Genomic DNA, 25,762 nt, shown 5'->3' with positions numbered 1-25,762 from the left:
TTAGTTTTTTGTTATTTTGTGTTTACATATGATTCAATGCTTTTCACAACAAATTTGACAATATCTATCTTTTCGCTTAACATTCTGTCTCTCTTTAGATTCCATTCCTTTTTAAAGGATTTATTCTCTAAAATTTCAATTGCTTTTTGCAGACCTTCATCTCTTTTTTGGACCGTATATGCTAATCCATATTTTTTTTCAAGCTCATTCAAGTATCCCCGTTGAGTATTTGATACATATATTGAAGGTGTGCCTAAGATGGATGCTTCAGATGCCATTGTTGCTCCTTCTCCGATACATAGGGAAGAAAAAGAGATCAAGTCATGCAAATCTTTAGGATCAATTTTTAACTGATGATTTTTTATTGTCTGCCATTCTGCAGTCTCAGAAAAAATTAATACTTTCCCGTACTTTTCAAGTTGATCTATATATTCTTGTAGCTCTTCTTCTGTTTTAAAGTTCATTCCTGTTGCATTTATATCGTGATGAGCAGCCAGAGCTGATAAACGTAGAATGATGTATTCTTCTAGGTCATACTTTTTTAGGACTTCCGGATTTGGTATGAAGTACTTTGGATGCAGGTATGCTAATTCGTAATATCCGTTAAAACGTTCCTGCTTTGGTCCAAGGTCAGTGTAAAAACTTGAAGACGTGTATACTTTATCGGTAAAAGGCAACATTAATTTTATAGCAGGTACTGCGATTTCGGTATCTATATATGCTAAATGTATTTTCCCAAGAAGTCGACTAACATGGGCAGCATACGGAGACCCAAAGCTGATAAAAATATCTGGATCATATTTTTTGGCTTTTTTATAAAGCCATAAATCGTTAATTAAAATTCCAAAAACTTTTCCAATAATATTTTTGTAATAAGGACTAAAATCACATTCTAACCCATAATTCTTTATTATTTCTTTTATATTTTCTTTGGATCTTGCTACTATTTTTACTTCATGACCATGATCATGAAGTAGGTAGATCACATTCCTGAAGGTGTTAATATCTTTTGGGTGCCCGATGTCCAGCATCAATTTCAGTTTTTTCATCCAATCCCTACTAAAGTTTAATAGAACTTTTTCCCTTGTTTTTTAAAATGGGTCAGATCTTTTTTAGTTGGTTGTGAATAGTAGGAACCAGACCCCAAATTTTGTTTTTTAAGTTCAAGTTTGTTTAATTGAATATTTTCAATTGCAGTTTGTAGAATTTCACTTCCTACTATGGACATTCTTTTTGTTAGGGAGTCAACTGAATCACTGGATAATATATCTACTTCTTTTTGGATTACGATGTCTCCTGTGTCTAGGCCTTCCTCTACAATATGAATTGTAATCCCGGTCTTAGATTCATTATTTTTGAGTACCCAAAAGACAGGTTTCACTCCTCTGTATTCTGGCAACATTGACAGATGTATATTTAATATCCCAAAAGAGGGAATTTTTATTAAATCTTTCTTTATTATTTGATCAAAATACCCTGAAATAATAATGTCAGTTTTATCTTCTCTAACCTTGTTCACTATTTTTGTATCATTTATATTAGGGGCATCAATTGTATGAATATTATATTTATTTGCAAGATTAATTATTGTGCTCTCACTATTTTTGTTTTTAATATCGTGAATTACACGTTGTAAATAATATCTGATTCCCAACCCGTTTATTACCTTTCGAAAGAAAAATTTATGATATTTTTGCCTTTTCAGTGGTTTGGATATATATATCGCACTGATATTTTTATGATGGTTATGAATAAAATCCTTTAGCAGAATATATGAATATAATGAATCGGTTGTGAATATTGAAATATTATTGTACATTCTATTCCCCTGAGTTTTACACATACGGACAGGCAGTTATAACTCCAGCCACTTTTTCTAATTCTTTTTTCTTAAGTACATAGTGATTTGGTATGGTAATTATGCTCTTTGAAATCTCCTCAGTTCTGGGGCAATCGCCTTTGTAATCGTAAATAGCTTTTGCAACTTCTGGAGTTTGGCTGAAAAGTTTGGTCGTATCGACTCCGTTTTTTCGCAGGTGTTCACAGGTTTTATCACGGTTTTTCACTATAAGAGGAAATAAATAATAATTACAATATGTGCTTTTTTCTTCACGGGGTAAAATTAAAGAACTATCCTTCAATTTATCAAGCAGGAAAAAAGAGTTCTTTCTCTGCATCTCAACTTTATTTTTGAAGCTGCTCAATTTCTTTGAAGATATATCTGTATAGGTTTTGTAGCCGGCTGTCATCCTTGAACTTTTTTTAGTCATCAGGTCAACTTTGTTTTCCAGCATCAGGCCTATAGGTAAGCCAAAAAGTCCGAACCATGGCTTGTGGTAAAAGAATGATCTCATATATGCTGTAGTAATGTACTGAATTTCATCTAAAGCAGAAGGTTCCTGCAAATTCTTCATTTCTTCCTGAATATTTTCTGTAAAGGAGTTGTTGTTTACAATTAGTAAGCCCCCTCCTCCTGCAGAAAGATATTTTGCGAGGCTAAAAATTGCCATATCTCCTATTGTGCCGGTTATTTTCCCTTTGTATTCACTGAGTAAGGAATGGGAACAGTCCTCTATAATAGGGGTCCTTCCTGCTATTTTTTTTATTGAATCCATGTCTGCAGGCCGGCCAAAGGTATGGATAACCACAACAGCACTTAAATCCTCTATCTTACTTTTCAGGTCTTCCGGATCCATTGTATAATTGTTATTTATATCAATAAATCTGGGGATGTGTCCGGCGTTGATTATTGCATCAAACACTACAGTACAGCAATATAGTGGGACACCAATTTTTGATTTTGGAGGCAAGTGCAGCGATTTGAGTATTACATAAAGGGCTGTCCGCCCATAGTTCGTAAAGAAAAAATCCTTCTGGCCGAAAGTTGAGTATAAAGGCTCTAGGTTAGATTCTCCTTTAAAAAGAGATCCAATACTGATAGAGAAATCGGTTAATGTATAATCAAAGTTGAATCGTGGAATCAAGTAAGGATCTGGCCTCATGTTAAACACCCGAGCTAATTTTATTTATCCGACATGTTTTAGGAGATGAGGTCCCAGTACTTTTAGCAAAGGAACAGGTGCTTTTTTCCAGCAATTAGTTACAAGATTAACCTTGAAAGAATCCCTGTTTTGTGAAAGCAATTTCGGTTGCTTGGGGTAGTAATAATAGGGGATCTTGTAATTTTGGCAGCCCCATTTACTTTTAAATTTCAGCAATGTCTCATTCTCGGGTTCCGTCCTGCCAAAATCAAAGTATTTGTAACCGTTTTTACATCCCCATTCTATTGCTTGCCAGTAAAGCAGGTTATTTGGCATATGGGATTTGTAGTCATCATCGGAAGCGATATATGCGGGCATTACTGTGTCCTTAAAAGCGTAAAACATAAGAGCTGAAACTATCCTGTTATCATATTCAGCGACCCATAGTTTCACAATATCTGTTGGCCCGAATTCTTCCATTATTTTTTGAAAAAACCGGAGTGAAGGAGCAGGTGAGCCATGTTTTTGTCTTGTTTTGACCTTTAAATCGTGTAGTATCTGAATGTCTTCTTGATTTGTTTCCGTTCGTATTTTTACGTTTTCTCTTATAGCTTTCCTTACTGCCCATTTTGTCCTTCTGGCATCCATATTGAACCAGATTACTTCGGGATCCGATGTGAGGTTTAACACGCTCGTGTAAAAAAACTTACTTTCAATCAATTGGTTCTGTTCGATTGAGTCAGCCGGGAGTGATGTTCCCATTTTCAACTCCAGATATTCACACTTCAGTTTTTCTGTTAATTTCTGTGCTTCATTAACTAATAAAGTGTAAGATTCGTCCGAGTTCGCAACCGGGCCGCAATTATAAGAAAAAGGCAGAGAAACGATTCTATTTCCAGTAATCAAGCTCTTAACCTGAAAAAGTGGAAGAATTCCGCAGACTTCTGCTCCATCAATTGCCAGTAAGTAGTAAGGCTTGAATCCATACTCTTTTTCTATAATTCTTTTCCACTTTAGAGTATGCCAGACCCCTGCATTATTCGGGAGCGATACAAATTCTTCCCATTTTGCTTCATTTTTCTCTGATAAAAGTTCTACTTTTATATCCATCAGTCCCACATCAGTGAGTTATTTCTTTTCTTTGAATATTTCTGTACCACACAATCCCTGCCTTCCCTACATTTTTCACGTTCTGGAACAGCAGTTCTTTTGTCCAGCCGCCAAGGTCTTCGCACCACCTGTTAGGGTGGACAAGCAGGCAGATCTGGGACATTTTTTCAGTTTGAATCAGGTGGATTACATCATCAGTAGAAGAAATTGACCTCAGGTCCGATTTTTCATTTGCTCCGGGGTTATCAATTATATCCTTTACTCTGATCTTTAAATCAGCCCAGGTCCTCCCCGTATCTGTAAGGTAAAAGACTTTATTATAGTCAATTGAGAGGTATGGTTCCCCGATAAGCCCGAAATCCCTAAAATCATATTTCTTCCACAGGTCCCGGTTTGACCACGGTTTGAGAGGGTTTCCATGCATGCATACCGTGTTTATTTTGGTAACTTTTTCAGTAGCTTTTCTGAGGTCTTCAAGTTCTTCTTTAAAGATTTCAATTGCCCTGTCCATATCCCCGTTTGCTTTATCCATAACCTCATAATGAAAGCCGATCTCGTGGCCCATTCTTGCCATCTGGCGTATAATTTCGGGTTTAAATGTCTCTTCGATATGGCGGAAATAATATGTCGATTTTATTCCGTATCTGTGCTCAAGTTTTGCCATAGCGAGGTTCCTGTTAACTGCACGGTCGACGTCGTGCCTGAGGATTATGCAGTTTTCGGATTCGTTTTTAAGAAAATCGTGTACTGTGCAGGTAGAGTAATTTGTTTTTTTGATCGCCTGCAGCAGGCTTTCGTATTTTGTTAAAGTAAAGTCCCTCACTTTGACGCCCCCGTTTTTGGCCTGAACCTTGTTCCTTTCTCAATTTCAGTCCATTTGAATCTATTTTCAATTTTTCCTCAGTTTAAGTATTCATAATTCTGAATAGGTTTTTTAATATCTGAATTTTTTGTAATTCCGGCTGATAAATTCGAAGGTATCTTCTGAATTTATTTTTTGGCTTAGAATGTCGTGCATTTAATATATATTTCTTACTATTTTGTATTTTTTTTATAATAGTTGCCAGGGAGATTGCCTGAAACTTTTAGAAAAGTTTTTAAATAATTTGCTCAATTATATATGCATGTAAAGAGTGGGTACAATGGACAGCGAAAACAAAAACCTGGTTCTGATTTTACTTGTTCTTGCATTGTTCACAGGAATGGCAGTTGAGGTCAGCGAAGGCTCTACTGCTGTCGGAGTTATTCTTTTCCTTATTTCCGTTTTCTTGCTTACACAAATTAATTTCAAGCATCTGGGAGATTCCGGCCTGTTGAAAAAATCGAAAACCTATTTCGTAATCGGAGTTTTTATCGTTTCAGCCGACCTTTATTATAACTTTAAAAACAGCGGAGAACTCGGGACCCTGGACGTTATGACTCTGTTCTTCGGAGCCTCTTTAATCGGCACCCAGCTCCAGAACCCGCAGATCGCCCGCGTCTCAAAGTTCGGAGCGTATATCTCATCGGTTTTTGTTGTGCTCTACCTTATCTTCTATTCCATGTTTGCTTTCCTTAACATTGATTTCCTGCACAAGTTCGACCATTATATGATACTTCTTCCAACTGTAAAGATAATCGGCTTGATGGGGATTCCTCTTGAGGTAATTGCTACGGAAACTGTCAGGATCAGTGGTGTTGAAGAAATGACTATGGTCATTGGGGGTCCCTGTTCGGGCCTGTACTCTATGTTCCTTCTGATAGGAATCGTTTTTGGGTACAGCCAAATTGAAAAAATGGACTTTAACAGGACCTTTATGATGCTCGGGTTCTGTGTTGCTGTCGCTTACATATCTAATTTGTTCAGGGTAATTGTCCTCTACCTGACTGCCTATTATTACGGGGAGGAAACGATGATGCTTGTACACACACATATAGGCTGGATTATTTTTGCAGGTGTTGCAGCAGGTATAATGTATTTTATAGAATTAAAAAGGTGAAATAATCAGCGTTTTTTATTCATTCTTTCTTATTTGTTTTATTCATTCTTTCTTATTTGATAATTATATTACTTGATTATTTGACATGCATTACTTGAGAAGATTATCTCAAGGTATTTTTCTTATAATATCTCGCTTTTCTTCTCTTCCTTCTGATCCGATTTTTTTCTATGGATCAGGTGGTTAGAGTTGAAATGAATAGACTTTATTCTCTTTTCATCAAATGCTTGAAAGCCTGTACAGAGTTCAAAATAATTCTTTTGCGAATTAGAGAAGGACCTTTAAAATAAGTCTTCCTTCTGGAGAGTTTCGCAGTAGCTCCGATAAGCAGTACGACTGCACCTGTATATACTGCGGCAATTCCTCCGTTCACAAGGAAATTGAAATCTTTGATTGCAAACGTGACCCCCACGATAACCACAAACAGGAAAGCCATATAAGATACAAAGCTTATACCAAGTGAAAGCCTCCAGTTTTTCACATCAAAAAAGCCTGGGACTCTTGAGAAGTTATTGCTGATATTCTCGTTTTTAGAGTAAGTTGTATGGCTCAGGATGCGTGCGACTCTGTCTCCGGTTTCAGGGTGAGTGTCGAATAGGGATATGAATATAGACAGGTATCCTCTCACCTGCTGGGTGTGTGTGCTGAAAAGGTGGAAATGGCCCGGGTTAAACCTGGTGGATACAGGCTGGAGGGGGATGTAGTTTTCAAGGTACTCTATCGTCTTTGCCAGGACCTGAGGGTTTTTTGTTAATTTCACTGCTACTTCATCGGCTTCGAGTTCTCTTCTGGCAGGGTTTGTGAGGTGTATGAGAAGTGCTGCAGGCGGAGCGGCAATAGCAGTTCCTATATACCTGAAGAACCTGGGTGCAGGGTCATCGGGCTGTCCGAAACCGGAGAGCATGGAGCACCACATTGCAAAGTTAGGAAACGACATTATTGTGCCTGCAATAAGTGCTATAAACGTATTTTTGCCCACATCCCCATTTTGTATGTGTCCGATCTCATGCGCCATCAGGGCTTCCAGTTCCAGTTCTCCAAACATCTCCAGCATGGATGTCGAAATAGCGATTGAAGATTTACCTGTGTGACCAACTGTAAATATTGAGGGAATTCTGGACTCAAAACTGTATATTTCGGGGGGATTAATTTTTGCTCTGGAAGAAAGGTCCTCAAGGAGTGAGTAAAGAAGAGGTTTTTCGCTCCTCTTGACCTTCTGTGCTCCATACCATCTGAGGATCCATTTGCTGCCTGAGAAATATATGTAAGCATACAGCAGGAACCCTGAAATTGCAATTATTGCAACAATCAAAATAATTTCTATTGCAACCTCGCCTGAGAGGGCTGAAGAAAAATTAAAAGATTCAGGCATTTCGGATCCGGTCATTTATATGTCCCCCTGCTTTTTGTTTTTTAACGCAAATTTGTTTTTTAATGCAGATTTTTTAAACGTAGATTTGTTTTTTACATGTAGATTTTTTAAACGTAGATTTGTTTTTTACATGTAGATTTTTCATCTGTTATTTGAATTACTTATACCAAAAATATTGATGAAATAATAAAAAGCTTAACTTTTTAAAGGGGCTTTCTCTGTGATATCTGTCTTCTTAATAATGTAATTGTAGGCAGTAATTCTCAAGAAAGTAAATACTTTTCGAATAGAAATCTCCGGATGAAGGCTCGATACACTTCAGGTTACTTAATAATTACATTTACTTCTCCGTCTTTCTATCCTCACAAATATTTATTCACTCTGATCATCCGGGTTTTTATACTTTGTCAGACTACAGGTCACAGGTTTTTGCTCCCGGGTTATAAAGTCTCGGAAAAATATTTTTAATATTGGGAAAATATTATATCTTTTGTTGAATTACTTCATAGTAGAATGCCACACTTAAAAAAATGTGTTTTTGTAGACGATTTGCTTGCAGTTACTATTCTTTCATGTCTGGGAGTTATTTTTGTACTTGTTCCTCCATTCAATGAAACATTTCTTAGAATTCCTGTAGCGCTGTCCCTCTTTTTTTTCGTTCCCGGTTATGCTTTTATATCCGCACTCTTTCCTGGTAATAAAGAAATCAGCGGGATAGAACGTTTTACATTAAGTGTTGGCTTCAGTCTTGTACTTACAGTTTTTGACGGCTTTTTAATAAGCCTGCTTCCCTGGGGTTATCGCCCTGCCCCGATAGTTATATCCATTCTTGGGATCACGACTTTCTTCAGTATTCTTGCAATTTTTACACGAAAATTAAAAGATGAAAGCGAGCAGTTCTCTTTTTCATTAAAAGAATTCATAAAATCCATTCAGTCTGATGAGGTTGATGAAGAGCCTGAAGAGTCCGAAGAGCCTGAAGAAATGACTTCTCCAGTTGAAGTCAGGCGTTTTCACAGGTCAAAAAGCAAAGTTAAAGCAAAGGGTTTGAAGTACCCGTCCATCACAGGGAAAGGGGCTGATACCAGAAAAAAGCCCCTGCCTCCGGAAATTGAAAAGGCTCTCGTAATTGCTTTGATAGGCTCTATTATTATCTCAAGTGCAATGCTAGCATACGCCAAGATGACCCGGGAAAAGGAGACTTTTACCATGCTTTATCTCCTTGGTCCCGACGGAAAAGCCGAAGGTTATCCTGATGAGAGCTTCATCAATGTTCCTGTTAATGTTACAGTAGGAATTGAAAACCATGAGCTTCAGAGTGTAAACTATATCCTCCAGATGAAAATCGATGAGGAGGTAATTCAGGAGCTTAATGTTCCTTTGAAAGACGGAGAGGTATGGCAGAAGAATTTGACTTACACGCGTCACAGCCTGAAAAATGACAGGTCCAAACTTGAGTTTGCTCTTTTTAAGGAGAAACCGGATTATTTCTCTTACAGGTCTGTCCATCTTTATTTGGATAATAATAACACCTTCACTCATCTGGTCGATGAGAAGTACACTGATGCCTCATCGCTTCCGGTGATTAAAAATGGAGAGATGGAATCTTCAGAAATATGGAACTTTACTTCAAATACTGAGTATATAACAGGTTCTTATGTAAGTGGGTCCGGAGTAAACTCCTCCCTCGCATACAGAATAAGCAGCTCCTATAATGGAAGCCTTTTTGATCAGCCAGGGCAATCCGGTGAAATCTCTCAAAATATAACATGTGATGAAGACACCATGGCTGTGCTCTCGGCATACGTGATAGATAACTTCAACTTAACTTCTAAGGAAGACTCTCAGCTAAAATACGTTGCAGTTAATGGAGACACCGTGTGGACAGACGGGGTCAGCGAAGCGGAAGGGTGGCAGCACCTTGAAATTCCGGTATCTCTTCAGGCAGGAGAGAACAACCTCTCATTCGGTTTGAGGCAGATGCCGGGTGAAATCGTACCTGTTGACGTTTTCTGGGATAGAATTTCCTTTAAACCTCTTTCAGAACTATCTGCTTATATTTCGGAGACAAATACTGTCGAAACCGTACCTCCAACCTCAAGTGTGCTGGAGCTCCCGGCATTCACGGACAACAAAACCTTTACGGTTTCCTGGAACGGGACAGATGACCTTTCTGGAATTGCTTATTATTCCATAGACTCAAGCACTGACGGGGTTAACTGGGAGCCATGGATTTCAAAGACAACAGATAACTCTTCCAGCTTTAGCGGAAAGGATAACCAGACCTATTACTTCCGTTCAAGAGCTGTTGATAGGGCAGGCAATGAAGAGCCTGAGCATCCGGAACCTGATGCCCGGACTCAAATTTACACAGGCGCCCCCAGGGTCATGCTGGACATCTTCCCTAACCCCTGCAAGACTGCCACAACCTTTAATGTAACATATCCGGTGCCTCTCCAGTCCGCAGTATGCCTGGTTACAAGGGACGGTTTTGAGTCCGAATCCTGCGAGCTGACAACTTCGGATAACATTACATGGACGGGTAATTACATTGCAAGGAACGGAGACTACTTCAGAGTAGAAGCTGTGTGTACGGATGTCTTTGGAAATACGGTCTCCACTCTCGATGAACTCTTTGTCGATCGCTCAATTTCAAACTTTACAATTGAGCTTACCCCCAGAACCATAAATAAGGGAGACCTGGAAATCAACGTTACTCCCTCAACCACTTTAAAATCCAAACCCTCAGTTTCAGTCTCGGGTAGTCCAGCGGTTAATGTCACCTATCTGACATACTCGGACGGGTCTTACTACTATAAAGCAAGAATTAAGTCCGAACTGAACGAAGGAGAACATAAAGTATCGGTAAATGGTTATGACCTGGAATCCGAACAGATGACAGGCAACACCACTTTTATAGTTGACCATTCTGGCTGAGCGGTTGCTTTGCTGGATAATCTGTACAATGCCAGTTTGATCAACTGACACTATTTTCTTCTATGTTTTTTACATCCTTAAATTTATATTATTTGATTCATATTATTTGATTTTTAAAATTGCCGCTAAACTCAGTTATTATTTTATTATAGGTATCAACTCACTCTTGAAGTTTTCATTTTTTCTATTATACTCACCAAGGAACATATAAATGATAAGTTATAATTTCAGAACTATCATTTTTGTAAAAAAAGTCCAGAATTTCTTTATATTTACTTTTAATGTCAGATTATAATTTTATGACTGACGAATTTGATATATAAATGTATATATATGTTGTATATCAAGCGACTTTCTATAATGATATATGGCCTAAATTAAAAATTTAAACTCTAAAATTCTTTTATATTCTAATCTTTTAATTTTTCTAATCGGCCGCGGTCTTCTTATTTTATATATTTAGCCTGAACATCCTTATATATTTATTATTTAATATAACAGTTGACATTATAAAATGATTAATTTAAAAATTGGTTATAAATTATTCATGATTAGTATCCTTTTCCGGGATATCCCTGGTCCTTTGTGTTTGATTCCAGGAGTTGCCTTTGTAAGAAGGCTCCTGATTTTTCAAACTTTAAGGACGTGGCTCTCGATTCGAGTACCTTGATATTTCGAAAAAGTCCTGACATTTAAGGAACCCTGAAATTAAGCATTTTATGTGTCGCTGAAAGCTTTCCAATAATTAACGGGTAGATAAATCTGGAAAGTAGGGGTATATTTATGAAAAAAATGTTGTTGCTATTAGTGAGCAGTTTATTGATAGTCTGTATCGCCGGGCCGGCAGGAGCCAGCAATACCGTACTGACACCGGATGACGTAACTATAACTCCGGATGGAGACTCTGTAGCCTCCGTCGCTACAAGTATAAGAATTAACACTCAAGGGACATACCATGTAACACTTACTGCGACTGACGGGCTTTTTGCATATCTTGAAAGCTCTTCTCCAGTTGCAGTGGGCAGTTCCGGTAACTGGGCAAGCTCTGGGACATCTCTTTCAAGTTCTTCTTTTACCTCTGGAGTAGAGACCTATAGCGGAACCCTGTACATAAAAGGAACAAAGCCAGGGACTGTAACCGTAACAACCTATTCCGAATCTACCGGGGATTCGACTACAAAATCATATTCTGTTTATTCGGCAGAATCTGTTAATGTATCAGTTCCCGAATTCCCAACCGTTGCCCTCCCTGTGGCAGCATTGATCGGACTTGTTTTCGTATTTGGTCGTAAGAAAGAAGAGCTGTGAAGTTTTCCTGCCTTTTTTCTTTTATTTTTTTCTTTCGCACAGCTCTTAAATATTGAAATTTATAACTTCAGTATTTTTAAAAAAGCAGGCTAAACTGATTTATAATTTTATTACATATTTCCCTCAGCTTTTAAAATATTGGCAGAATATTTATTTTTTGTTAAGATAAATTTGGGGGAATCTCAGTATCACTAAAGATCTGTATTTCTGAATAATATGACTACCTTTAAGTTTCTAAAATATAGAAAATAAGCAAAAATTCCCTTCTTTGATGAATTCATATATAAATAGTAGTTACTGTTGTTTTTTGAAAGTTTCGCTTTTGAAGCTTACAATCTATCATATTCTGTATGTAATATATATTTCATAATTATATATTTCTCCGAGTAAAACTTAAGAAATCTTGTATTATATATTAATCTTGAACACCCTTATATATTTCGTGATAGATATATTGGATGACATTATAAAATGCTTAATTTCAAAATTGGCGCAATCCATTATCCGGTTGGTATTTTTTCCCTAGAATACTCCCTCCCTTTCAATTTCTTCCCGGACCCTGCCTCGTTAAAGGAAAGTCTGGTTGTACACCGCATGATTATTGCAACTTGTGTAGGCGAGTCTATGAATATTCAAGGAAAATACTGACTTTTTTAGTGGATTTACCTGATTAAACATTTATAATATGTCTAAATGTTATAACTTTCCAAAAAAAATTAAGAAAATATCTGGAAAGTAGGGGTAGATTATGAAGAAAATTTTGTTACTAATAGTGAGCGGTTTATTAATCGCCTGTATGGCCGGATCCGCAATGGCAGCTCCATTTGATCCAAGTCTCTTGAATGCAGCAGGTACTGCAGAGGCACCAAATCCTATAACTTTGGCTCCTGGACAATCTGTAGTTCTTAGCTTCAGAGGAACAGGCATTTTAGAGGAAGCTGTTGATACGGATTTACCTTATACTTCTACGGTTGCAGTAAAAGCTGGTTCTCCTGCCGAAGCAAAAACTACTGACATTACTGTTGGGTTTGTCCATCCGAATTTTCACCCAACCGCTAGCTCATACACTGATGTAGGAGTTATAACACTTACCAATAATGGGCCGGCTGGTGCAAGTTACCTTGTTACAATTAAAGCTGGATCTGAAACTAGTATTGAATTTGGAGCAGCTTCGAGGACAGTAAACTCTCAGATTCCAGAGTTCCCAACCGTTGCTCTCCCTGTAGCAGCAATCCTTGGATTAGTTTTCATCTTCGGGCGTAAGAAAGAAGGTCTGTGATTTCCCTCCCAGCTCTTCTTTTCTTTAACTTTTTTTAATTTTTTTCTTTTTTTATTTATTAAATCCATTTCTAAATCTTTCCGGAAACTCCTATTTTTTCAGTAACAATTTTCAGAAACTATTTTTCCTAATGTTATTTACTCATTTAATGTCTACTATCTACAAACTTTTATTATTAAATGATAGGTCCGAACAAAATTATAGAAACTTAGAAATATGAGTTAATATTATTACGCTCAAAGTTTTCAGATGGTTAATAATATTCTTCTGTGCTTTTAATTCCTTTATCAGGAATAAAATGTGCAGTAGCTGCCTGTAGAATGTATTATTTGAATGAAAGTTAACAGTAAGTGGGTGATATTTTATGGAGTATGTGAGGAAAATTTGTCCGATTTGTGGAAATGAGTTTATAGTCCTTAAAAAAGTGGAGGATAAGGCAATTTACTGTACACTTGAATGCCTTTCAGCAGCTCAGGGAAAGGTTAAGAGAGAAAAGGTCTTCTCCGGAGTGTCTGCATAAATCTATTCTACTTTATTGTAACAGGGTAATTAATTTCCTTTCTCTTTTTAATATTTATCCTATAATATTTTTATTCTGTTGGTGGCTTATCTTCTTCTGGTTTTGCAGTTACTATCTTCAAGAACAGCAGCCAGATATTAGAGTAGATACGTTTACTCTTTTATTAATGAGATCTGACTTTTTGACAAAGTATTTTATATCATAAATGTATTAATTTTTTTACTCAGTTTTGTAAAATCTAAGGGGATAAATAATATGGTAAGTGTCGGTCAGGAACTATTGAACGTTCCTTTTGGGGAAATGATTAAAGAAATGGCCCTTGCGATTGCAGAGGGACAGATGGCTCTGGACATGAATTCCGTGCAGGTTGCACAGGCCCTTGCAGGGACAAAGCTTGATGCCGGAAGCGTTGTAATGTACATTGAAGAGACAACGGACGCTGACGGCAACGTTACTGCGAGCGATGTTGTTACTAATGACCAGCCAATGTCGCTTCTGACTTACGGGCTTGAGCCTCGTTTTTACGAATTTACGGAATCTATTATCGAGGTTAAGATGACGATCACCATGATGAGGGAATCGTCAACTGAGCTCACTTACGGCAGTGAGTTTAAGCTGACCAATGAATCAAAGGTCACCGGCAGCATGGAATCAGGAGGGCTTGCAAAACTGCTCTTTGGAAAGAGCAAGGGGAGCATTGAAAACACAACAACCGTTGCTTATACTTCAACTTTTAATGCAAAATACAGTTCAAAATATTCTTTCAAGGAAGAAGGTACAAGCCTGTTGAGGACAACCCTGAGGCCTGTCCCTGCCCCTGAGAGGACAATTCCCAAAGTGACAGTCAAGGCTGCTGCCCCAGCCAGCCCGAATTAAAATTTTCCGTAAAATGTTTCTTGCTGCAGTCAGGATGTTTTAATTAATATGAGGTTCTGACTGCAGTCGCGGCATGTAAGGCTTTAAATATACTTCTTGCATGATGTCTGCACTGATGTGTTTTTTCATATTCATTCCGAAACTTATTTAAAGGAGTTGTAATTGTGGCAAACAACGGGGAAGAAATCGGAGAAATACTTATCACCCCTCTTTCCAGGCTTCTGGGGGAAGTTGGGCGTTCTGTTGCTGAGACCCAGCGGGCTCTTGACCTGAACTCCATAAAGACCCAGATAGAAATTGACGAAGAAAAAGCCCTCCGCGGATATGATATACAGGCTACATGGTATCATATCCCGGAGGTAGACCTTGAACTCAAAATGTCGCTAACTGTGAAGCTTGAAGAGGAAAGGGACTCCAGAAACCGGATCCGGGGCTACAGGCCTGTCCTCAACGCTTCTCCTCTCAATGCCTCTTATAACTCTCTTTACAGTTATGATGTTCAGGGCTCAAGCTGCATCAAAGCAAAAATAGTGTCCATACCTGCCTCTTCAAAGGTTAGGGAGGGATAATGCCCTTTTAAGGAGACGCTCTTCCGGGAGGAACAAGATGACGAATATAGGTGATATAAAGAGCAACCTGGAAGCCTTCAGGAAAGCCGGGACAATAGATGCCAGCAGCTATACCAGCATTCTGAATAAATTGAATTATACCGAAATAGAAATTCAATCCATACAGAAAGAAGCCCTTACTTATAAGGAAAATCTGGATAAGGTTCTTGGAGAAAAACTTGTCCTTGAAAGGGAAAAAAGCAGTCTTGCAGCACAGGTGGCAAAGCTCTCAAATGAAAAAGCAGGACTTGAAGCAAAAATCTCCATTTTACAGAAGAGCAGGCCTGTGCTTTCTTCTTCGAACCTTGTAAGCTCTTTTGCTTCCTCACTTGCGGAAATGGATAAAGGACTGAAGAAAATCCAGTCAGGTCCAAAGTACCTTGTCAGCGGTATGAACGTGACCCTTAAAACAAATATTGCTCTGGAAGGGGAGGAACTGAGGTTCCAGATGCCAGAAGCCGACGATATTATCAGTCCCGAAAACCTCAGCACAATAGAATTCTCTTTAAAAGCTGTTCCTGAAAAGCCGGATATTGCCTCGTGTAAAGAAGTCCCTGGCCTTGTCGGGCTTTCAAAAGAAGAAGCAGAAAGCAAACTTCAGGAGGCAGGTTTTAAGGCAGGAGAGATTCTCGAAAAAGAAAGCAGCACCTCCCAGGGCACGGTAATAGGCCAGCTCCCATCGGAAGGCTCCCTCGCAGCACCGGGGGCAGCTGTGGATCTTATCATTTCGAAAATAATTTCATTAAAAGTGCCGGACTTCTCAGGTCTCAGTCTCGAAGCTGCAAAAGCTCTCATTGAAAAATCTCGGCTCAGGCTTGAAGGGGTCAAAGAAAAACCTTCTGATAAAACCCCTGGCATAGTCCTTGCACAGAGCCTCCCTCCAGGTTCTGAAGTCAGTGTTGGCACTGCAATTGTCCTGACGGTTTCGGTGGCGGTTTTTAAAGCCCCTAACCTGCTTGGACTTGAGCTTGAGAGCGCAAAGCAGTTAATAGATAAATCCGGACTCCTGCCTGGCAGTATCAAGGAACAGCTCGTTAGCAGCGGGAAGCCGGGCATTGTCCTTGCACAGAGCCTTAAACCCGGGGCTGAAGTGGAAAAAAATTCAAAAATTGATCTCGTAGTTTCAGCAGGGAAAATAGGATCAGTTATTGAAGCGCCTTTGAATACTTTTCCCGAAACTGCTGCTAAAGAACCTGTAAATAAAATTTTATCCGAAACCGCATCAAAGCTGCAGCCTGAAACTACATTTAAAGTTTCAGGTGAAACTCCATCGACTGCGCCTTTAGAAACTCAGGTGAAAGCATCTGCAGAGCCTCAGGTCCGAGCCCAGGCCGAGCCCTCAGTTAAACCGGTTCCTAATCTTGTCGGAATGCCTCTTGAAAAAGCTATCTCCTTACTTGGGGCTCAGGAGATAAAAGCAGGAACAGTATCTGAAGCTGTTTCTACAGCTGCTGCAGGAACAGTTATAAGCCAGAATCCGTGTGCAGGCTCTGCAGTTGATCTGTCAGTCCCAGTCAGCCTTAGGGTTTCAAAACAGGCACCTGTGACCCAGCTGCGCAGCAATACAATTTCCAGGATTAAGCTTTGATCTGCAGGTTTTTCAATGCCATTTGAAACGTATCTTATAAAGGTTACAGATAATGCTACAGCCTTTCAGGTCCAGAAGCTCCTTAAATTGGTTCTGGAAACCGGGGGGCGGATTGAAATGGTAGCAGGAAAAACACTCATTGCAAGCTTCGACAGCAGTTATGCCGAATTAATACGAAAAACAGAAGGGGTAGCACTTGCAGGCGGGATCAATTTCAGGGGCAGGAAAATTCCAAGAATTGTAAAAAGGGAGTCTGCCAAAAAACAGGCAGAGTTCTGAACTCTTTCTAACCCTATCCAATCTGGAAATCTTCAAGATTTCTTTTTTCAGGGGTTTTTTGTTCCCCGGTCCACTCAGGACTACAAACAGAGAAGGTTTGTTGCCCTGAATGTATTATATAGAGCAATTTACATTTGTGTGTTGCAGATTTCTGTATATTCTCCGGGTACGGGCAGTTAGGAAGTCTTTAACTTCCCAGTTTACTTTATTTCTTTTCCCCTGCCATTGATTCTTCTTTTTTATTTTTTATCCTGCTCTGCAAAGGCTTTATATAATAGATGTGCCCTTTAAAGGCAAAGTACATCAGAGATGTGAAGTTTCAGGCATCTTCATGCTTGAAGCGTTTAATCAGATCAATGTGATGCTTAATGCTAAACTCCCGGAAATCTCCGGAAGTAAGGGTTTTCTACCGTTTTTGCGGTTGAATTTCCTGCATTGAATACAAGCCAGTGAGAAAAGTCGGATCAACATTAGTGTCAAAGGGCCAATGCTTTGAAACGCCCGCTTTTGGCGCCCCGGAGGCGTCTAAATCGCACGAAACTGTTTCAGGTTTTCGATGAGTTGCGGTTGCAGTTACTGAATACTGAAGTTTCAAATCAGGTTAGCTGAATTAGAATCAGGTTACTGAATACTGAAGTTTCAAAATCAGATTGCTATATGTTTCAAATCAGGGCCAAGTGCCTGGATTTGGGTCTGCCAGGATCGTAAGGTCGGTCCCTCAATTAGAGGTTTCCTGCAAGGCAGGAACGAGGGATTCGAATATCTGCAGATGCCTGAAGGAATGTAGGGTACCAGGAGTACAGAACTCCGGTCTGCTCGAGGCTTTGTGCCGGCAGGTCTGATGACATCCCTCCCCCACCTGGTAGCGTTCGGGGAATCCAGAGCATTTCTCTTTTGTCACTTTTGTTGCTCCGACCGGAGGGACTGGTTTTCAATTGAAGTTTACGGAGTAGAAATATGGCAAGCATACACCGACCAAAACGAGGTTCCCTCGCATTCAGTCCGCGCAAGAGGGCCAAGAGCCACATTCCAAGGTTCAGGGCCTGGCCGGAAGCTACGGGCGAGCCAAAGCTGCAGAGTTTTGCAGGCTATAAGGTGGGTATGACCCACGTGATCATGGTTGATGATATAAAGAACAGCCTTACCCAGGGTATGGAGATCTCCGTACCTGTAACTGTTATCGAAACTCCTGCAATAAGGGTCGCAGCCGTCAGGGCTTATACAGAAGACAGCACCGGGGAAAAGGCAATCGCTGAGGCATGGGCAGCAGACCTTGATTCTGAATTAAAGCGCAGGATACCCATCCCGGCAGCAGGCAACCAGGCTGAAGGTCTTGAAAATATCGGAAAACTGATCGAAGAAGGCAGAGTAAGCGACATAAGGGCAGTTACCTACACCCTTCCAAAAAGCCTTACTGGTGTCCCTAAAAAGGTTCCTGACATCATGGAATCCGGAATCAGTGCAAAAGACCTAGGCGCCAAATTCGAATACGCAAAATCAATTCTCGGAAACCTTGTAAACGTTACAGACGTTTTCAAGAACGGAACCGTTGTTGATACTGCCGCAATCACCATAGGTAAAGGTACCCAGGGTCCTGTAAAGCGCTGGGGCATTCAGCTGCAGAAAGGCAAGCACTCCAGGCAGGGAAGCCTCAGACAGATAGGTACTCTCGGTTCTTTCAACCCGTCTCGCGTCTCATGGAGAGTTCCGCAGATGGGCCAGACCGGATATCACCAGAGGACCGAGTTTAACAAGCGTATACTCAAGATCGGGTCCGACGGGGAAGAAGTAACTCCCGAAGGCGGGTTCATTAACTACGGCCTTGTCCGCGGCGATTATGTCCTGATAAAAGGCAGTGTTCCAGGGCCTTCCAAGAGGCTTATAAGGCTCAGAGATCCGATCAGAGCAAAGAAAGCCGACCTTGGCGAACCCAACATCCTGTACATAAGCAGGGAATCCAAGCAGGGGTGATCTAAGATGGCTACAGCAAAAACCATAGACCTTACAGGAAGAACTGTAGGGGAAATCGAACTCCCTGCAGTGTTTGACGCAGATTATCGCCCTGACCTTATTAAAAAGGCAGTGCTTGCAGCCCAGGCAAACAGGCTTCAGCCCTACGGTCCCAGCCTCTACGCAGGTATGAAGACTTCGGCAACAGGCTGGGGTTCCGGAAGAGGCGTATCCCACGTTCCCAGGCTCAAAAACAGCAGCAGAGCTGCAAGAGTCCCGCACGCAAAGGGTGGAAGAAGGGCTCACCCGCCAAAACCGGAAGCTGACAGGAGCGAGAAGGTCAACACAAAAGAGCGCCGTTACGCAATCCGCTCGGCAATCGCAGCAACCATAGACCCTACCCTCGTAAACCTGAGAGGGCACATCTTTGAAGCCGAACTTCCGATTGTAGCAGTAAATGACCTTGAAAACCTTGAGAGGACAAAGCAGGTAATAGAGTTCCTTGAAGCTGCTGGTCTCTACGAGGACGTGCTCAGGGCAAAATATGGAAGGCACATAAGAGCCGGCAGAGGAAAGCTCAGAGGCAGGAAATACAAGCACAAGAAGAGTGTTCTGATTGTTGCAGGAGAAAACTCTCCTATCCTGAAGGCTGCAAGAAACCTGTCGGGAGTAGACGTCGTAACAGTAGACTCACTGAATGCCGAACTGCTCGCACCGGGTACGCACGCAGGTCGCCTTACTGTCTGGACAGAGTCTGCAATTGGAAAACTGGAGGGCGCATTCCAATGAGTTCTATCAATTATCCATTTGTTACTGAAAAAGCGATGATGCTGCTTGACGAAAACAAGCTCCAGTTCATCGTTGACACCAGGTCAAACAAAAAGCAGATCGTAGAAGATGTTGAGAAGCTGTACGGGTTCAAAGTAAAAGCCGTGCGGACCATGACCACAATGAAGGGTACAAAAAAAGCAGTCCTTGCCTTTGAAGAACCTGAAGCGGCACATGAGATTGCAACCCGAATAGGACTTATGTGAGGTGTGATCCATGGGTAAAAGACTGATATCACAGAACAGGGGTCGAGGCACTCCTACCTACAGAGCTCCTTCTCACAAGTACAAGGCAGACCTGAGGCACCCCCGTGTGGATGAAAATACCTCCCTTCAGGGAGAAGTCATAGACATCGAGCACGACCCTGCACGTTCAGCCCCGATCGCAAAAGTTGCCTTTGAAAACGGAGAGGAACTTTTCCTTCTTGCGTCAGAAGGCGTTGCAGTAGGGAACATCATTGAATGCGGAGACGATGCCGAGGTAAAGCCCGGGAACATTGTTCCTATCGGAAACGTGCCTGAAGGTTTCTTCATCTGCAACATCGAATCAAAGCCAAACGACGGTGGCAAGTTTGTCCGTTCCTCCGGAGTATATGCAACCGTTGTGACCCACGAACCTACCAGAACTGCAGTATCCATGCCCTCAGGGAACATAAAGTGGCTTAACCCCAAATGCAGGGCAGTTGTAGGGATTGTTGCCGGCGGTGGCAGAGTGGACAGACCCTGGCTCAAAGCCGGGAAAAAGTATCACAAAATGAAAACAAGGGCTGCAAAGTATCCGAGGGTTTCAGCTGTTGCCATGAACCCGCGTGACCACCCGTTCGGTGGCGGTGCCTGGAAACACCCGGGGAAGCCAACTACTGTTAGCAGAAACGCCCCGCCCGGAAGAAAGGTCGGACTGATTGCAGCAAGAAGGACCGGAATGAAGCGCTGATGAGGTGTATTCGTTATGGCAAAAAAATCATCATCAAGGTTACCAAAGAGAAAGGGTGAGTATACCTACCGCGGGAAGACCGTCTCAGAACTTCAGGAACTGAGCCTTGAAGAGTTTGCGGAACTTCTGCCTTCAAGAGAGCGCAGGAGCATCAAACGCGGGTTTACCGACGGGCAGAAAAAAGTCCTGCATGAGTTCAAGGAAGGAAAGAAAATCAGGACCCATCACAGGGACATGATCATCCTTCCGGAAATGATCGGAATAGCTATCGAAGTCCACAACGGGAAGGAGTTTGTTAATGTAGAGCTCCAGCCTGAAATGATCGGGCACCGCTTCGGAGAATTCGCACCTACAAGATCCAGAGTTAACCACGGCAGTGCAGGTGTGGGAGCAACCCGTTCAAGCAAGTTCGTGCCGCTTAAATGAGGTGAAAGGGAATGGCAAGAATCAATTATTCAATCAATGCAGACCCTGAAAATACCTCTAAAGCAATGGGTTCCGAACTTCACATTTCTCCCAAGAAATCCCGTGAAGTCTGCTGCAAGATTAAGGGCATGAAAGCCTCTGAAGCAAGGAAGTTCCTCGAAGACGTAATTGCCATGAAACAGGCAGTTCCCTTCAAGAGACACAGTGAAGGAGCCGGTCACAGGAAAGGCCCCATGGCTGGAGGAAGATATCCTGTCAGTGCTTCTAAAGAGATCCTGAAGGTTCTTAAAAACGCAGAGAGCAATGCCGAGTATAAGGGTCTTGAACCTGCAAACATGTATATTATTCATGCTGCTATTCAGCGCGGAAGAGTAATTCATGGGTTCATGCCAAGAGCCAGAGGAAGGGCATCGCCCAAAGACACGGAAACTGTAAACATCGAGATGATCCTCTCCGAGGTGCGCTAAATGGCAATAGAGAAAAAGTTCGTCAATGACGGGTATGTCAAAGCTTCCATGGACGAGTATTTTGCAGAACAGCTCAACAGGGCTGGATACGGCGGCATGGAGTTAAACAGGACCCCAATGGGCACTCAGATTATTATCTACTCCGAAAAGCCTGGAATGGTAATCGGAAAAGCCGGGAAGGTCATCAGAAAACTTACCCGTGACGTTGCAACCAAATACAACCTCGAAAACCCGCAGATCGACGCTCAGGAAGTCAAGAAGCCCGAACTCAATGCCCAGATGATGGCATCAAGGCTTGCAGCTTCCATTGAGAGGGGCTGGTACTTCAGAAAGGCCGGTCACAACACCATCAGGGCAGTCATGAACGCAGGCGCACTTGGCTGTGAAGTCGTAATCTCCGGAAAACTTACCGGGGCAAGGTCAAGAGTCGAAAAATTCGTTGATGGGTACATAAAGCACTCCGGACACCCTGTGGAAGAAGTCGTGGACGAAGGGTTTGCAGTAGCAATTAAAAAGCTCGGGACCCTTGGCTGCAAAGTAAGGATTATTCAGCCTGGAGTTGTCCTTCCCGACTCATACAAAGTAAGGGAATCCGTCGAAATTGAGGAACCCGCTGAAAAGCCTGCTGAGAAACAGGTTGAGAAACCTGCCGTAGCTCCCAAAAAGGAAGCCGCAAAGGCAAAAGCTCCTGCTCCTGCAGCAGCACCTGAACCGGCACCCACAGAAGAACCTGAAGTTGCAGAGCCTGAAGAAGCTGAAGAAGCCCAGGTCGAGGCATCCGAAGACTTTGAAGAAGCTGAACTTATCTATGTAGAGGGCTCAGAAGAAGTCCGCAGGCAGGTCAACGGCGTCTGGCAGCACAAACATGAGAGCTATGATTACTGGCACCCCATGGCAAGAGTCCACAAGGAGGCTAAGGAATAATGGCAATTCTCAGGACCAGCGAAATCCGGACCATGACAATTGAAGAACGGGCAGATGAACTCGAAAACCTGAAAAACGAACTGGTCAGGGAAAGAGCTCTTACCTCAGCTGGTGGAGCTCCGGACAACCCTGGCAGGATCGGAGAAATCAGGAGAACGATTGCCCGTATAAAGACAATTCAGCACGAGCTAAATGAGATCTAAAGTGGAAATTCTGCCTTCGACTCTTATCTTTCATGAACTGATAGGGCTCGAAATTAAGGTGAGTAATTCCACTAATCCATCATTAATCGGAATCCGGGGCAGAGTAATCAACGAGACGAAAAATATGCTTGTGGTAGAAAACTCAGAGTCCCGGGAACTGAAGATTCCCAAGGCGGATTCGGAATTTGTTTTCCGGATCCCTGCCGAGCTCTCAGAAAAAGGCCGCAGATCCGATATATTCGTTAAAATTCAGGGAAACCTGCTGCTCTCACAACCCGAAAATCGGATCAAGAACATTAAAAAGCTACGTAAATGGGGCTAAATTCATGGCAAGAGATATTGGATTAAATATACCGGCGCCATCAGAGGAATGTGACGATGCATACTGTCCCTTCCACGGAACACTTCCGGTAAGAGGACAGATCCTTGTGGGTACCGTTGTCAGCAGTAAAATGGACAACACGGTAGTCATCGAAAGGCAATACATGAAGATGGTGTCGAAATATCAGAGATATGAAAAGAGACGCTCGAAGATTCATGCACATAACCCGGCCTGCATTTCCGCAAAAGTAGGTGACATCGTCACTATTGTAGAATGCAGACCTATAAGCAAGACCAAATCCTTTGTTGTCGTCAAAGCAGAGGTGCCGAAATGAAAGGCATACGCTCAAACATCCCAAGAGCACTCAATGCAGGTGCCCAGATCGCCTGCGTGGACAACACAGGGGCTAAAGTAGTCGAGATCATTTCTGTCAAAAAGTACAGAGGCGTCAAGAACAGAATGCCCTGCGCAGGAATTGGGGATATGTGCGTTGTGTCCGTAAAAAAAGGCACACCTGAAATGAGGAAACAGATCCTCCTTGCAGTTGTTGTCCGCCAGAAGCAGGAATTCCGCCGCCCGGACGGTCTGCATGTCTCATTTGAAGACAATGCAATGGTGATCACGGACGAAGATGGAATCCCGAAAGGAACGGACATTAAAGGTCCTGTTGCCAGGGAAGTTGCAGAAAGGTTCCCCAAGATCGGGACCACCGCATCCATTATTGTCTGAGGTGATTGAAATGGTATCCAAACAGCCCAGAAAACAGAGAAAGGCAAGATATACCGCACCTCTCCATATCAGGCAGAAATTCATGGGTGCAAGGCTCAGTGAGGCACTTGCTAAGCAGTACGGCACAAGAAGTGCTGCAGTTATCACTGGCGACACAGTAAAGATCATGCGCGGAGACTTCAAGGGCACGGAAGGAAAAGTCCAGTCCGTATCTCTTATGGACGGCACTATTGCAGTGGACGGGGTCATTTCCACAAAAGTGGACGGCACCGAAGTCCCGAGGCCCATCAACCCCTCCAATGTTATGATCACAAAACTGGAAATGAAAGACGGGCGCAGAGCGTCAAGCATTAAGAAGTGAGGCAGGTGATTTTGTGACACACCAGAAAAGATTATCAGTTCCTAAGAGCTGGAAGGTTGGGAGAAAAGGTAACAAGTGGATCTCCACTACCCGCCCGGGGCCTCACAGCCAGGCACGCAGTCTTCCGCTCGGACTCATAATCCGGGACGTTCTCAAACTTGTTGACAACAACAGAGAAGGTAAAAGGATTCTCTCCGAAGGAAAAGTCCTTGTTGACGGAATTTCCAGGAAAGATCTCAGGTTCCCGGTAGGACTCTTTGATGTAATTACACTTCCACTCGTAAATGAAGCATACAGGATGCTCCAGGATGAAAAGGGACGTCTTGTCCTCTACAAGCTCAATGAAACCAATGTAAACAAGCTGTGCAGGATCAACAATAAGACAACCGTTAAAGGAGGAAAAATACAGCTTAACCTCAATGACGGAACCAACATCCTCGGCTCCAACGATTACGGGACAAAAGATTCCCTTATCCTTTCCATACCTGACAAGCAGGTAGTAAAACACCTGAAGTTTGAGGTGGGCAACCTTGCAATGGTTATAGGAGGCCAGCACTCGGGAGAAACCGGTAAGATTATGGAGATCAGGGAAGTTAAGAGTTCCAGGCACAACACGGTAATGATTTCCGGGGAAACCGATTTCGAAACAATCGAAGACTACGTAATTGTTATCGGCGAGGACAAACCTGAAATTCGGCTTGGCGGTGAGATAAGTGAGTAATCCTATGCGCACCCCCATGGTTGAGAAAGTAATTGTCCATATGGGTGTTGGAGAAAGCGGTCAGCACCTTGTAAATGCCGAGGAAATCCTCAAGACCATCACAGGTCAGGAAGTCGTAAGGTGCTTTGCCAAAAGGACCCTTCCTGCATTCTCAATCAAGAAGAATGAACCCATAGGCTGCAAAGTAACCCTCAGGGGTCAGAGAGCCCAGGAATTTCTTGGGACCTCTTTCGAGATCATTGAAAAGACTCTCAGCAGGGCCCAGTTCGATTCCCTCGGGAATGTCTCTTTCGGAATTGAAGAGCACACTGATTTTCCGGGTATGAGATATGACCCTAATATCGGGGTTTTCGGAATGGACGTGACCGTTGTACTCAAGCGCCCGGGAGAAAGGATCTGCAAGAGGAGAATTGCAACCCGCAAGATCCCGACTGACCACAGGGTCACGGTGGATGATGCGATCGCTTTCCTTAACGAAAGTTACGGCGTGGAGGTCATGTAAATGACAGATTCTATAGACAAGTCCGGAAGAGGAGTTAACGAGTGCAAGCGGTGCGGTAGAAAGCAGGGTCTTGTCCGCAAATACGACATTTACCTCTGCAGGCACTGCTTCAGGGAGATTGCCCACGAGATGGGCTTTGAGAAGTATTCTTAAGGTGATTTAAATGGTATTACTTGATCCTCTTGCAAACGCCCTTTCCACTATTAAAAATGCTGAAGCCATTGGGAAGAGCTCCTGTATTGTCAGGCCTGCTTCAAAGAATATCGGCAACGTCCTGAAGGTTATGCAGGATCTCGGCTACATTGGAGATTTCGAGTTTATCGATGATGGAAAAGCCGGAATCTACAGCGTTACCCTTGTGGGAAGAATTAACAAGTGCGGTGCAATCAAGCCGCGGTATTCAGTGGGAACTGGCAGCTTTGAACGCTGGGAAAAGCAGTTTCTGCCAGCAAAGAACTTTGGTGCCCTTATCTTAACCACTTCTAGCGGTGTTATGTCTCAGTATGAGGCCCGCGATAAGAAGATCGGTGGGCAGCTTCTTGCTTATGTATACTGAGGA

General features: G+C 42.2%; 34 protein-coding genes. 26 read left to right on the top strand and 8 right to left on the bottom strand.

Features of this window, described 5'->3' with window-relative positions; all coding sequences use genetic code 11:
- Positions 1–11: 11 nt before the first annotated feature.
- The 5 genes from MSMAS_RS13705 to MSMAS_RS13685 are packed head-to-tail and all read right to left on the bottom strand — an operon-like array spanning position 12 to position 4,914.
- Positions 12–1,049, bottom strand: coding sequence for a DUF354 domain-containing protein (locus tag MSMAS_RS13705; RefSeq protein ID WP_230633273.1), 1,038 nt, complete (start codon positions 1,047–1,049; stop codon positions 12–14).
- A 17-nt stretch (positions 1,050–1,066) separates the two neighbouring features.
- Positions 1,067–1,819: a methionyl-tRNA formyltransferase gene (locus MSMAS_RS13700; protein WP_048046661.1), complete on the bottom strand. Its 753-nt coding sequence runs from the start codon at positions 1,817–1,819 to the stop codon at positions 1,067–1,069.
- 16 nt (positions 1,820–1,835) lie between these two features.
- The gene (locus tag MSMAS_RS13695; protein WP_080942089.1) at positions 1,836–3,002 is read right to left on the bottom strand and encodes a DegT/DnrJ/EryC1/StrS family aminotransferase; all 1,167 of its coding nucleotides are present in this window, start codon (positions 3,000–3,002) and stop codon (positions 1,836–1,838) included.
- 24 nt (positions 3,003–3,026) lie between these two features.
- Entirely contained in the window at positions 3,027–4,091 is a 1,065-nt protein-coding gene (locus MSMAS_RS13690) for a GNAT family N-acetyltransferase (RefSeq protein WP_048045089.1), read from the bottom strand.
- Positions 4,092–4,101: 10 nt separating this feature from the next.
- A complete protein-coding gene (locus tag MSMAS_RS13685; RefSeq protein ID WP_048046655.1) occupies positions 4,102–4,914 on the bottom strand; it encodes a polysaccharide deacetylase family protein in 813 nt (270 codons plus the stop codon).
- Positions 4,915–5,233: 319 nt separating this feature from the next.
- Between MSMAS_RS13685 and artC the strand changes: the two genes are divergently transcribed.
- The gene (gene artC / locus MSMAS_RS13680) at positions 5,234–6,070 is read left to right on the top strand and encodes an archaeosortase C (RefSeq protein WP_048046654.1); all 837 of its coding nucleotides are present in this window, start codon (positions 5,234–5,236) and stop codon (positions 6,068–6,070) included.
- A 205-nt stretch (positions 6,071–6,275) separates the two neighbouring features.
- On the opposite strand, the gene MSMAS_RS13675 is transcribed toward artC, so the two are convergent.
- On the bottom strand, positions 6,276–7,457 hold the full coding sequence (locus MSMAS_RS13675; protein WP_230633271.1) for a M48 family metallopeptidase: 1,182 nt from the start codon (positions 7,455–7,457) through the stop codon (positions 6,276–6,278).
- 498 nt (positions 7,458–7,955) lie between these two features.
- Between MSMAS_RS13675 and MSMAS_RS13670 the strand changes: the two genes are divergently transcribed.
- Positions 7,956–10,379 (top strand): DUF1616 domain-containing protein, encoded by a 2,424-nt coding sequence (locus tag MSMAS_RS13670; protein WP_048046653.1) that lies wholly within the window; start codon positions 7,956–7,958, stop codon positions 10,377–10,379.
- A gap of 551 nt (positions 10,380–10,930) precedes the next feature.
- On the opposite strand, the gene MSMAS_RS18985 is transcribed toward MSMAS_RS13670, so the two are convergent.
- On the bottom strand, positions 10,931–11,071 hold the full coding sequence (locus MSMAS_RS18985) for a hypothetical protein (protein WP_015412320.1): 141 nt from the start codon (positions 11,069–11,071) through the stop codon (positions 10,931–10,933).
- Between the two features lie 91 nt (positions 11,072–11,162).
- On the opposite strand from MSMAS_RS18985, the gene MSMAS_RS13665 reads away from it, so the two are divergent.
- The 8 genes from MSMAS_RS13665 to MSMAS_RS13640 all read left to right on the top strand — a co-directional run bounded on the left by MSMAS_RS13665 (position 11,163) and on the right by MSMAS_RS13640 (position 16,837).
- Positions 11,163–11,687 (top strand): PEF-CTERM sorting domain-containing protein, encoded by a 525-nt coding sequence (locus MSMAS_RS13665; protein WP_226987581.1) that lies wholly within the window; start codon positions 11,163–11,165, stop codon positions 11,685–11,687.
- Positions 11,688–12,158: 471 nt separating this feature from the next.
- A complete protein-coding gene (locus tag MSMAS_RS19290) occupies positions 12,159–12,335 on the top strand; it encodes a hypothetical protein (protein ID WP_155397909.1) in 177 nt (58 codons plus the stop codon).
- A 100-nt stretch (positions 12,336–12,435) separates the two neighbouring features.
- Positions 12,436–12,966, top strand: coding sequence for a PEF-CTERM sorting domain-containing protein (locus tag MSMAS_RS13660; protein ID WP_137726681.1), 531 nt, complete (start codon positions 12,436–12,438; stop codon positions 12,964–12,966).
- Between the two features lie 364 nt (positions 12,967–13,330).
- Entirely contained in the window at positions 13,331–13,486 is a 156-nt protein-coding gene (locus tag MSMAS_RS19285) for a hypothetical protein (protein ID WP_015412322.1), read from the top strand.
- A gap of 255 nt (positions 13,487–13,741) precedes the next feature.
- Positions 13,742–14,362 (top strand): hypothetical protein, encoded by a 621-nt coding sequence (locus MSMAS_RS13655; RefSeq protein ID WP_230633269.1) that lies wholly within the window; start codon positions 13,742–13,744, stop codon positions 14,360–14,362.
- A 164-nt stretch (positions 14,363–14,526) separates the two neighbouring features.
- Positions 14,527–14,931 (top strand): hypothetical protein, encoded by a 405-nt coding sequence (locus MSMAS_RS13650; protein ID WP_048037809.1) that lies wholly within the window; start codon positions 14,527–14,529, stop codon positions 14,929–14,931.
- 37 nt (positions 14,932–14,968) lie between these two features.
- The gene (locus MSMAS_RS13645) at positions 14,969–16,558 is read left to right on the top strand and encodes a PASTA domain-containing protein (RefSeq protein ID WP_230633267.1); all 1,590 of its coding nucleotides are present in this window, start codon (positions 14,969–14,971) and stop codon (positions 16,556–16,558) included.
- A 15-nt stretch (positions 16,559–16,573) separates the two neighbouring features.
- On the top strand, positions 16,574–16,837 hold the full coding sequence (locus MSMAS_RS13640) for a hypothetical protein (RefSeq protein ID WP_048037810.1): 264 nt from the start codon (positions 16,574–16,576) through the stop codon (positions 16,835–16,837).
- Between the two features lie 722 nt (positions 16,838–17,559).
- Here MSMAS_RS13640 and MSMAS_RS19820 read toward each other — a convergent pair.
- Positions 17,560–17,685, bottom strand: a complete 126-nt coding sequence (locus tag MSMAS_RS19820; RefSeq protein WP_264357967.1) for a hypothetical protein — start codon at positions 17,683–17,685, stop codon at positions 17,560–17,562.
- Positions 17,686–17,794: 109 nt separating this feature from the next.
- Here MSMAS_RS19820 and rpl3p point away from each other — a divergent pair, with 109 nt between their 5' ends.
- From rpl3p to MSMAS_RS13560, 16 genes are read left to right on the top strand one after another with little or no spacing between them, the layout of a single operon-like run.
- Positions 17,795–18,808 (top strand): 50S ribosomal protein L3, encoded by a 1,014-nt coding sequence (gene rpl3p, locus MSMAS_RS13635; RefSeq protein WP_048038471.1) that lies wholly within the window; start codon positions 17,795–17,797, stop codon positions 18,806–18,808.
- 6 nt (positions 18,809–18,814) lie between these two features.
- The gene (gene rpl4p / locus MSMAS_RS13630) at positions 18,815–19,576 is read left to right on the top strand and encodes a 50S ribosomal protein L4 (protein WP_011034056.1); all 762 of its coding nucleotides are present in this window, start codon (positions 18,815–18,817) and stop codon (positions 19,574–19,576) included.
- Positions 19,573–19,821 carry a 50S ribosomal protein L23 gene (locus tag MSMAS_RS13625; protein ID WP_011034057.1) on the top strand — a complete coding sequence of 83 codons (249 nt, stop codon included), beginning with the start codon at positions 19,573–19,575 and terminating at the stop codon, positions 19,819–19,821. The genes rpl4p and MSMAS_RS13625 overlap by 4 nt, the downstream gene beginning before the upstream one ends.
- 10 nt (positions 19,822–19,831) lie before the next feature.
- Positions 19,832–20,548 (top strand): 50S ribosomal protein L2, encoded by a 717-nt coding sequence (locus tag MSMAS_RS13620; RefSeq protein ID WP_011034058.1) that lies wholly within the window; start codon positions 19,832–19,834, stop codon positions 20,546–20,548.
- 15 nt (positions 20,549–20,563) lie between these two features.
- On the top strand, positions 20,564–20,974 hold the full coding sequence (locus MSMAS_RS13615) for a 30S ribosomal protein S19 (protein ID WP_011034059.1): 411 nt from the start codon (positions 20,564–20,566) through the stop codon (positions 20,972–20,974).
- A gap of 11 nt (positions 20,975–20,985) precedes the next feature.
- Positions 20,986–21,441, top strand: coding sequence for a 50S ribosomal protein L22 (locus MSMAS_RS13610; protein WP_011034060.1), 456 nt, complete (start codon positions 20,986–20,988; stop codon positions 21,439–21,441).
- On the top strand, positions 21,442–22,365 hold the full coding sequence (locus MSMAS_RS13605; protein WP_011034061.1) for a 30S ribosomal protein S3: 924 nt from the start codon (positions 21,442–21,444) through the stop codon (positions 22,363–22,365). It begins immediately after the preceding gene.
- Complete coding sequence (rpmC, locus tag MSMAS_RS13600; RefSeq protein WP_011034062.1) at positions 22,365–22,568, top strand: 50S ribosomal protein L29; 204 nt, start codon at positions 22,365–22,367, stop codon at positions 22,566–22,568. Before MSMAS_RS13605 ends, rpmC begins: the two co-directional genes overlap by 1 nt.
- Entirely contained in the window at positions 22,558–22,890 is a 333-nt protein-coding gene (rnp1, locus tag MSMAS_RS13595; protein WP_011034063.1) for a ribonuclease P protein component 1, read from the top strand. The genes rpmC and rnp1 overlap by 11 nt, the downstream gene beginning before the upstream one ends.
- Before the next feature lie 4 nt (positions 22,891–22,894).
- Positions 22,895–23,224, top strand: a complete 330-nt coding sequence (locus MSMAS_RS13590) for a 30S ribosomal protein S17 (protein WP_011034064.1) — start codon at positions 22,895–22,897, stop codon at positions 23,222–23,224.
- On the top strand, positions 23,221–23,619 hold the full coding sequence (gene rpl14p, locus MSMAS_RS13585; protein WP_011034065.1) for a 50S ribosomal protein L14: 399 nt from the start codon (positions 23,221–23,223) through the stop codon (positions 23,617–23,619). The genes MSMAS_RS13590 and rpl14p overlap by 4 nt, the downstream gene beginning before the upstream one ends.
- 10 nt (positions 23,620–23,629) lie before the next feature.
- Positions 23,630–23,980 carry a 50S ribosomal protein L24 gene (gene rplX / locus MSMAS_RS13580; RefSeq protein WP_015412330.1) on the top strand — a complete coding sequence of 117 codons (351 nt, stop codon included), beginning with the start codon at positions 23,630–23,632 and terminating at the stop codon, positions 23,978–23,980.
- A 13-nt stretch (positions 23,981–23,993) separates the two neighbouring features.
- Positions 23,994–24,701, top strand: coding sequence for a 30S ribosomal protein S4e (locus MSMAS_RS13575; RefSeq protein ID WP_048040977.1), 708 nt, complete (start codon positions 23,994–23,996; stop codon positions 24,699–24,701).
- Between the two features lie 4 nt (positions 24,702–24,705).
- Positions 24,706–25,203, top strand: coding sequence for a 50S ribosomal protein L5 (locus MSMAS_RS13570; protein ID WP_048040979.1), 498 nt, complete (start codon positions 24,706–24,708; stop codon positions 25,201–25,203).
- Positions 25,204–25,356 carry a 30S ribosomal protein S14 gene (locus MSMAS_RS13565; RefSeq protein ID WP_011034069.1) on the top strand — a complete coding sequence of 51 codons (153 nt, stop codon included), beginning with the start codon at positions 25,204–25,206 and terminating at the stop codon, positions 25,354–25,356.
- Between the two features lie 10 nt (positions 25,357–25,366).
- Positions 25,367–25,759, top strand: coding sequence for a 30S ribosomal protein S8 (locus MSMAS_RS13560; RefSeq protein ID WP_011034070.1), 393 nt, complete (start codon positions 25,367–25,369; stop codon positions 25,757–25,759).
- The last annotated feature ends 3 nt before the right edge of the window (positions 25,760–25,762 follow it).

The sequence above is a fragment of the Methanosarcina mazei S-6 genome (assembly GCF_000970205.1).
GTDB classification, from domain to species: Archaea; Halobacteriota; Methanosarcinia; order Methanosarcinales; family Methanosarcinaceae; genus Methanosarcina; species Methanosarcina mazei.
This window is presented reverse-complemented; position numbering and strand designations above follow the sequence as displayed.